Raw genomic sequence first — 6,977 nt, 5'->3', positions numbered from 1 at the left:
GTCATCATCAATGCGGGGCATATGGTGAAATATTTTCCTACCTATTCGCCAGATCTTAATCCAATTGAACATAAATGGGCACAAGCTAAATGCAAAAAAAGCGCGCTCAGATGCGACACAGATATTTTGTTCGCACTCAATATGGTGTAATCAAAATTAAGTCGCTTAGCTATAAGTGGACAAAAATCAACAGATTTAGACTTACTTTTAATATATTAAATTTTACTTGTTAATCATAATTTGCTTACTATTTTTTATCTTTAAAGAAGGCATTAATATGATAGGACAAGTCACGAATCATCAACCGTTTGTTACTAAAACTGGTCGTATTGAAGATTTGTTTTACTGCCATTTAAATATCCATACGAACAATGTTCTGGCAGAAATATTAAACAATAAGGTAAAAGCTCGATTGAATTATATCATTGTAAAAAACAACGAAATGTTTGGTTTTAATTATTACCAGCAAAATCCATATGAAGAAAAAATATTGCTGGAAAGTAGAAAAGGTTATTGTGGTGAATGTTGCGATGAAGTATTAAAACATATTAATAATAATTATTATGAAAAAGTTAATCCAAAAAAAGAACACTTTTTTGTTTTAAGTAAGCATCAAGCTGAAATTATTGAACCATCTTATAAGAAAATATTTTTTAACGCAAATGCATTAGAAATGGAGTTTGATAAAATCAATGACATTCTAAAATATTTCCTGATGTCTTTGTTGGTAATAATAATGATTTTAATAATATGATAATGCTAATTTGTGATATTTTAAGCATTAGTAAACCACAGACCCTTCAATACTCTAATATATCAGATACAACGCGCCAATCGGATGATAAATATATGTTTCGACGAGAAGCAACCTCAAAGCCCAAAAGCATAATTTACTAAACTCACTTTGTTTAACGGGTAATTAAAACATCGTTGGAAAATCTGAGCTACATCGCTTTCCTTTGGTAAAAATAGTTATTCTAATTCATGGTCATGCTCACAGGTCGCTGATAGACTTTATCAATCTATTATGGCTATCATTAATAAAGATATTGCATGAATTTACTAAAATCGTTAGCAGCGATAAGCTCTATGACTATGTTTTCCCGCATCTTAGGATTCATTCGTGATGCGATTATCGCGCGTTTTTTTGGTGCTGGAGCGTCGACAGACGCTTTTTTTGTTGCTTTTCGATTACCAAATCTTTTGCGCCGAATTTTTGCCGAAGGCGCATTTTCCCAAGCATTTGTTCCTATCTTAGCAGAATATAAAAACCAGCAAGGTGATGAGGCTACTCGCACTTTTATTGCGTATGTTTGCGGTTTATTAACATTAATTTTGGCCATCATTACATTGGCAGGAATATTAGCGGCACCATGGATTATTTATATTACGGCCCCCGGTTTTACTGATACACCGGATAAATTTGATTTAACCCTTCGTTTATTGAGAATCACTTTTCCTTATATTTTATTGATCTCTTTAGTATCGTTGGCTGGTGCTATTTTAAATACTTGGAACCGTTTTTCTGTTCCTGCTTTTGCGCCTACTTTACTTAATATCAGTATGATTATATCAATACTGTTGTTGGCGCCATATTGTGAACCACCTATTATAGCGTTAGGGTGGGGAGTTTTTGCCGGTGGTATTTTACAGTTGCTGTATCAATTACCTTATTTACAAAAAATTGGCATGTTAGTTTTACCGCGTATCTCTTTTCGTAATAGCGGCGTTTGGCGAGTACTGAAGTTAATGGGGCCGGTGATTATTGGTGTTTCTGTAAGCCAGATTTCATTAATTATTAATACTATTTTTGCCTCATTTTTACAATCAGGCTCTGTCTCGTGGATCTATTATGCTGACCGATTGATGGAGCTCCCTACTGGTGTTTTAGGAGTGGCACTTGGTACTATCTTATTACCTTCGCTGGCGAAGAGTTTTTTAACCGGTAATCATAAAGAATATCAGCGCCTAATGGACTGGGGGTTACGCCTTTGCTTTTTATTAGCGCTACCCTGTGCGATTGCGCTGGCTATTCTAGCCGAACCGTTGACAGTATCGCTTTTTCAGTATGGCAATTTTACTGCCTACGATGCGGTAATGACTCAACAGGCATTAATTGCTTACTCTGTTGGTTTAATGGGTTTAATTATCGTTAAGGTATTAGCGTCAGGATTCTATTCGAGACAGGATATTAAAACACCGGTTAAAATCGCGATTATTACTTTAATTTTGACACAACTAATGAACCTTGCCTTTATTGGTTCGATCAAACATGCAGGATTGGCCTTATCAATTGGCTTAGCGGCATGCTTTAATGCTTTGATGCTGTATTGGCAGTTACGTCGCCAGGCAATTTTTTCTCCCTTAGCTGGTTGGGGAAAATTTTTGCTCAAGTTAATCGCCGCTTTAATTGTTATGGTAGCGGTATTGTTGTTGCTATTAAATTTTATGCCGCCATGGGAGCAGGGAAATATGCTGATGCGTATCACGCGGTTTTTACTGGTGGTTTTTGCCGGTGCAATGAGTTACTTCGCTGCGTTGTTTATTTTTGGTTTTCGTTTGCGAGATTTTTCACAGCGGGCTATTTAATACAAATAAATCTGGTTAGGTCATCATTTTTTGGATGAAAAAGCGTAACCGCGTTTTTTCATTACCAATCGGAGCAGGCTGACTGGACTTTACAATTTGAAAACGGTATTGGGAATAAACAGCACTGGTGCGTCCGAGTGGCCTCGAACCACCGACCCCCACCATGTCAAGGTGGTGCTCTAACCAACTGAGCTACGGACGCAATAAAAATTCCTATGGCGATAATGTGGAAGCGAATATTAACGGGCAGTTGCCATTCTGGCAAGGGAAAAAATGCAATTTTACGTCTAACTGCTCGTATTTAATGCTATTTAGCATAAAAGCGCAATTTTTCATTTTTTATACCTTATACGCGTTTGACAACATAGCTATCGAGTGGAATGTCGTAATACAAATTCGTTTGGCTGACGTTGAAGCCATAATATGCGAGAAAGTATCATGATAGCTGATGCCGTTAAGCCAATAATAAAACCGATCCAAAAACCTTTTGGTCCCAGATGCGGCAAAATAAAGTCAGTTAAACCAAGTTGATAACCTGTTGGTAGGCCGAGGAGCCAGTAAGCGATGAAAGTGATAAAGAAAATTGAACGGGTATCTTTATAACCGCGTAATATACCTGCGCCAATGACTTGAATAGCATCGAAAATCTGATAGATAGCAGCGAATAACATCAATTGTGAAGCCAATAGGACGACTTCCGGATTGCGATTATACATTAATGCGATCTTCTCTCTAAGTGACACTGTCACAATTGCGGTGCAGCAAGCTATAGCTAAGCGACTTAATTTTGATGACATTATTTATATGAGCTATTCAATTGATTTTAGACGTAAAGTGATATTTACGATGGAAGAAGAAGGGTTGAGTATCCGAGAAATAGCGAAGCAATTTCGGATTGGCTCTGCATCTGTATCGCGTTGGATTAATCAAATAGAGCCAAAAGCATCGACTACGCGTCAGCGAAAAATCGATAAATCCGAGTTGATAAAAAATGTTGAACAATATAGCTAAGCATCTTAATTTTGATTACAAAATATATGTTTTTCTCCAATATAAATTTACTGATATAGAGTAATTACTTGTAATCATTTTAAAGTCGCCCAGCTATATCCAGATGCTTACCAAAAGAGCTTGCAGAGCGTTTTGGCGTTTGTCAGAAGGCCATTTGGCAAGCTCTTAAAAAAATGTGATTGACCTATAAAAAACTCTAGGTCATCCGAAAGCCGACGAAAACACTTGACAAACGTTTCAACAAAAAACAACAGTATGAAAAAGAAGACAAGCATATTGTTTTTATTGATGAATGTGGTTTTTCACACGATACCCAGGGGACTTACGGCTATTCCCCGAAAGGTCAATGGTGTGTTGGCCTCAAGAACTAAGGCGCTAAAGGAAGAACAAATGTTATCGGCGCTTTATTGGGCATAACGCTGTTTGCTATCGGATTATTTCATATCAATATTAACAGCGATGTTTTCTATGCATGGGTCACCCAAGTCCTTATCCCAGTACTTCCTAAAAACAGTGTAATCATGATGGATAATGCAACTTTTCACAAGAAACGCAGTATTGAACAAGTCATCATCGATGCGGGGCATATGGTGGAATATTTGCCTACCTATTCGCCAGATCTTAATCCAATTGAATATAAATGGGCACAAGCTAAATGCAAAAAAAGAGCGCTCGGATGCGACATAGATATTTTTTTCGCACTCAATATGGTGTAATCAAAATTAAGTCGATTAGCTATACCATTAAACCTACCATAATGCTGGTATAGGCGGATATTTCTGCTTTTTCCGTTGAAGCGCTACCTAAATTATAACCGACCCGAATCGTTGCTGCGATACCAAGAGAAATAGGAAACATAAACATTAACGAACTAAAATTTAATGCTACATGGTGTCCTGCGACAGCGATAATACTTAATGGAGCGACCAGTAAGGCGAAAATAGCAAAAAAAGTGACTTCGAAGAAATAGGCTAGACCAAAATAGGTAAACCTAACGCGAGCAGGCGCTTTAATAAAGAGAAGTCAGGTAATGCAAACTGTTTATTAGCACGGATATCACGTTGTGAAGGAGTATGGCGTATATACCAGCGCATCAAAAGAAACATAGCCCGATATAACCGAGGCAGTGGCTATACCACAGCCGAGGCCACCAAGAGCTGGTGCCCCCAAATGTCCATAGATAAAAATATAGTTGATAGGTATGTTAATAAATAAACCAAGGAAACCAATAAACATGCCGGGTTTTTTTAGATAACCCATCGCACTGACTACGTAAAACTTGATAAAAAAGATAACCTAGTGCTCGCCACATAATAGCACGCAGAAACCGCACCGCTTTATTTGCCAGTTCAGGATCAATATTAGGCATATTATAGCTGGGCGACTTGTAAAATGATTACAAGTAATTACTCTATATGAGTAAATTTATATTGGATAAAAACATATATTTTGTAGTCAAAATTAAGACGCTTAGCTATATTTATAATATGGTGAGCATTATACATAACAGCCATGACCAAAAGTAATAAAAAGAAAGCTAGCCATAAGCCTTGTTGTATATGATTGTCGATAATTTGGCGTCGGCCTGAACCATTTAATTCCGCTACCACTGGTGTTAAAGCCATTAATAAGCCGTGGCCAAACAAAATAGCAGGTAACCAGATAGCCGTTCCTAGCGCAACGGCTGAGATATTTATTTCACTGACTTTGCCAGCCCATTACTGTATCGACAAAACCCAATTCCGGTTTGTGAGAATTGAGCAAGAATAATTGGAATATCTAATGCTAATAGGCTGTGTTCCCCTTTAAAATATTTATTCACCCACCATATATCCTATTGAAAATAAATAAAAAACGAAAAGAATTGAACCCTTAAAAATTTGCTTATTGTATCGATTTGGTGAAGTTATAGCTATAAATAGATAGAAACCTGCCATATTTATTGTTTCTAGAGTGCTTATCTAGCATAACTAGCGTAGAATGAGTTTTAATCTTTTATTAAAATTAGGAACTCAATATATGTATACAGGCATTGTGAAAGGAAAAGGAACACTAGTTGCGGTGGAAGATAGCGTTAATTTTCGTACTTATACTGTCCAATTTCCCACTGAATTACTCGCAGATTTAGAAACAGGTGCTTCTATTGCTAATAATGGATGCTGTTTAACTGTTACCCATATTGATGGCGATAAGGTGAGTTTTGATTTAATGAAGGAGACTTTGCGACTGACAAACTTAGGCAGTTTAAAATTAGGCGATATGATTAATTTAGAAAGATCAGCAAAATATGGTGATGAAATTGGTGGCCATGTTATGTCGGGTCACATCATTACTACTGCCGAAGTAGCCAAAATTTTTAAAGCTGAAAATAATCTCCAAATTTGGTTTTATGTGCATGATAAACAATTAATGAAATATATTTTGCATAAGGGCTTTATCGGCGTTGATGGAATTAGCTTAACTGTAGGAGATGTGGTCAATAATCGTTTTTGTGTCCATCTGATCCCGGAAACCATTGCGCGCACCACAATTGCAGAAAAGCGTCTTGGAGAAAAGGTTAATATTGAAATTGATGCCCATACCCAAGCGGTAGTTAATACTGTGGAGCAAGTGATGGCCCAAAAAATATAATCATAGAGCGTGTTTTAAATAGTCGTCACGCTATTTTAATTAGGTTAAGTAATAGCTAAAAGAAGAAACAGGATTTGATGAACAATCGACCAAGGTTTCTTCTTATTAGAAAAGTGTTAATGTCAAAAGTGGTTTCCTATGTCTAATTTACTTATCTGTACTAAATGATATCTGCAAATAAGCTCTTCGATAAACATCAAATCGCGTCACTCAAAATGGTTAGCCAAGACAAATTGGCTAATTGTTTTATCTTTCCTTTCCTGGCTCAGGCTATTGCTCATTCAAAAGCGTCCTTATAGAAGAAGTATGACTGAGCTATTGAATAAAATTGTCAAATGACTGCTATTTCATTTTCTCCATAACCAATTGATAGTGATTATAAATTCCCTCATTCAGTAAGCTAATGCAAAAAAACCAATAGAATTTATCATTGAGATAGAAAACCATAAGCAACGCTAATGACAACAGTGTGACAAAAAGAAAAACAAGAATTTAAAAAGGTAACGTGAACGCATTCAGCAACGGATACCAAAGTGGTGTGGTTTTATCATAATTTTGAGTTATAGCGTGAACATTTTAATCTATAGCTAAGCGACTTAATTTTGATGACATTATTTATATGAGCTATTCAATTGATTTTAGAAGTAAAGTGATATTTACGATGGAAGAAGGGTTGAGTATCCGAGAAACAGCGAAGCAATTTCGGATTGGCTCTGCATCTTTATCGCGTTGGATTAATCAAATAG

The 6,977-nt window shown here is 36.5% G+C and carries 9 protein-coding genes, 1 tRNA gene and 3 pseudogenes; 9 read left to right on the top strand and 4 right to left on the bottom strand.

Going from position 1 to position 6,977, the window contains the following annotated elements; genetic code table 11:
* Nucleotides 1-21: 21 nt before the first annotated feature.
* The 4 genes from ARSQ2_RS09055 to murJ all read left to right on the top strand — a co-directional run bounded on the left by ARSQ2_RS09055 (nucleotide 22) and on the right by murJ (nucleotide 2,589).
* On the top strand, nucleotides 22-150 hold the full coding sequence (locus ARSQ2_RS09055; protein ID WP_202880408.1) for a transposase: 129 nt from the start codon (nucleotides 22-24) through the stop codon (nucleotides 148-150).
* Nucleotides 90-233: a hypothetical protein gene (locus ARSQ2_RS09050; RefSeq protein WP_181995096.1), complete on the top strand. Its 144-nt coding sequence runs from the start codon at nucleotides 90-92 to the stop codon at nucleotides 231-233. The genes ARSQ2_RS09055 and ARSQ2_RS09050 overlap by 61 nt, the downstream gene beginning before the upstream one ends.
* 44 nt (nucleotides 234-277) lie before the next feature.
* Nucleotides 278-754: a hypothetical protein gene (locus ARSQ2_RS09045; protein WP_181995095.1), complete on the top strand. Its 477-nt coding sequence runs from the start codon at nucleotides 278-280 to the stop codon at nucleotides 752-754.
* A gap of 299 nt (nucleotides 755-1,053) precedes the next feature.
* Entirely contained in the window at nucleotides 1,054-2,589 is a 1,536-nt protein-coding gene (gene murJ, locus ARSQ2_RS09040) for a murein biosynthesis integral membrane protein MurJ (protein ID WP_181995094.1), read from the top strand.
* Nucleotides 2,590-2,714: 125 nt separating this feature from the next.
* On the opposite strand, the gene ARSQ2_RS09035 is transcribed toward murJ, so the two are convergent.
* Together ARSQ2_RS09035 and ARSQ2_RS09030 are read right to left on the bottom strand one after the other, a co-directional pair.
* Nucleotides 2,715-2,791: transfer RNA gene (locus ARSQ2_RS09035), tRNA-Val, on the bottom strand.
* Nucleotides 2,792-2,957: 166 nt separating this feature from the next.
* Nucleotides 2,958-3,365 (bottom strand): annotated as a pseudogene (locus ARSQ2_RS09030) (MATE family efflux transporter); the annotation flags it as partial.
* 28 nt (nucleotides 3,366-3,393) lie between these two features.
* On the opposite strand from ARSQ2_RS09030, the gene ARSQ2_RS09025 reads away from it, so the two are divergent.
* From ARSQ2_RS09025 to ARSQ2_RS09020, 3 genes are all read left to right on the top strand, one after another.
* Nucleotides 3,394-3,600 (top strand): IS630 transposase-related protein, encoded by a 207-nt coding sequence (locus tag ARSQ2_RS09025; protein ID WP_181995092.1) that lies wholly within the window; start codon nucleotides 3,394-3,396, stop codon nucleotides 3,598-3,600.
* A 255-nt stretch (nucleotides 3,601-3,855) separates the two neighbouring features.
* A complete protein-coding gene (locus tag ARSQ2_RS13085; protein ID WP_238334350.1) occupies nucleotides 3,856-4,017 on the top strand; it encodes a hypothetical protein in 162 nt (53 codons plus the stop codon).
* Entirely contained in the window at nucleotides 4,008-4,316 is a 309-nt protein-coding gene (locus ARSQ2_RS09020) for a transposase (RefSeq protein WP_238334416.1), read from the top strand. Before ARSQ2_RS13085 ends, ARSQ2_RS09020 begins: the two co-directional genes overlap by 10 nt.
* A 22-nt stretch (nucleotides 4,317-4,338) precedes the next feature.
* On the opposite strand, the pseudogene ARSQ2_RS09015 reads toward ARSQ2_RS09020, so the two are convergent.
* Nucleotides 4,339-4,972 (bottom strand): annotated as a pseudogene (locus ARSQ2_RS09015) (MATE family efflux transporter); the annotation flags it as partial.
* Between the two features lie 106 nt (nucleotides 4,973-5,078).
* Nucleotides 5,079-5,422 (bottom strand): annotated as a pseudogene (locus ARSQ2_RS09010) (MATE family efflux transporter); the annotation flags it as partial.
* Between the two features lie 197 nt (nucleotides 5,423-5,619).
* On the opposite strand from ARSQ2_RS09010, the gene ARSQ2_RS09005 reads away from it, so the two are divergent.
* Together ARSQ2_RS09005 and ARSQ2_RS14960 are read left to right on the top strand one after the other, a co-directional pair.
* Nucleotides 5,620-6,231: a riboflavin synthase subunit alpha gene (locus tag ARSQ2_RS09005; RefSeq protein ID WP_181995091.1), complete on the top strand. Its 612-nt coding sequence runs from the start codon at nucleotides 5,620-5,622 to the stop codon at nucleotides 6,229-6,231.
* 619 nt (nucleotides 6,232-6,850) lie between these two features.
* The coding region (locus ARSQ2_RS14960) for an IS630 transposase-related protein (protein WP_420837765.1) at nucleotides 6,851-6,977 on the top strand (127 nt) is incomplete at its 3' end.

This window comes from Arsenophonus endosymbiont of Bemisia tabaci Q2, assembly GCF_902713415.1.
Classification (GTDB): Bacteria; Pseudomonadota; Gammaproteobacteria; order Enterobacterales; family Enterobacteriaceae; genus Arsenophonus.
Note: the sequence above shows the minus strand (reverse complement) of the source record. Positions and strands in the feature narration are given on the sequence as shown.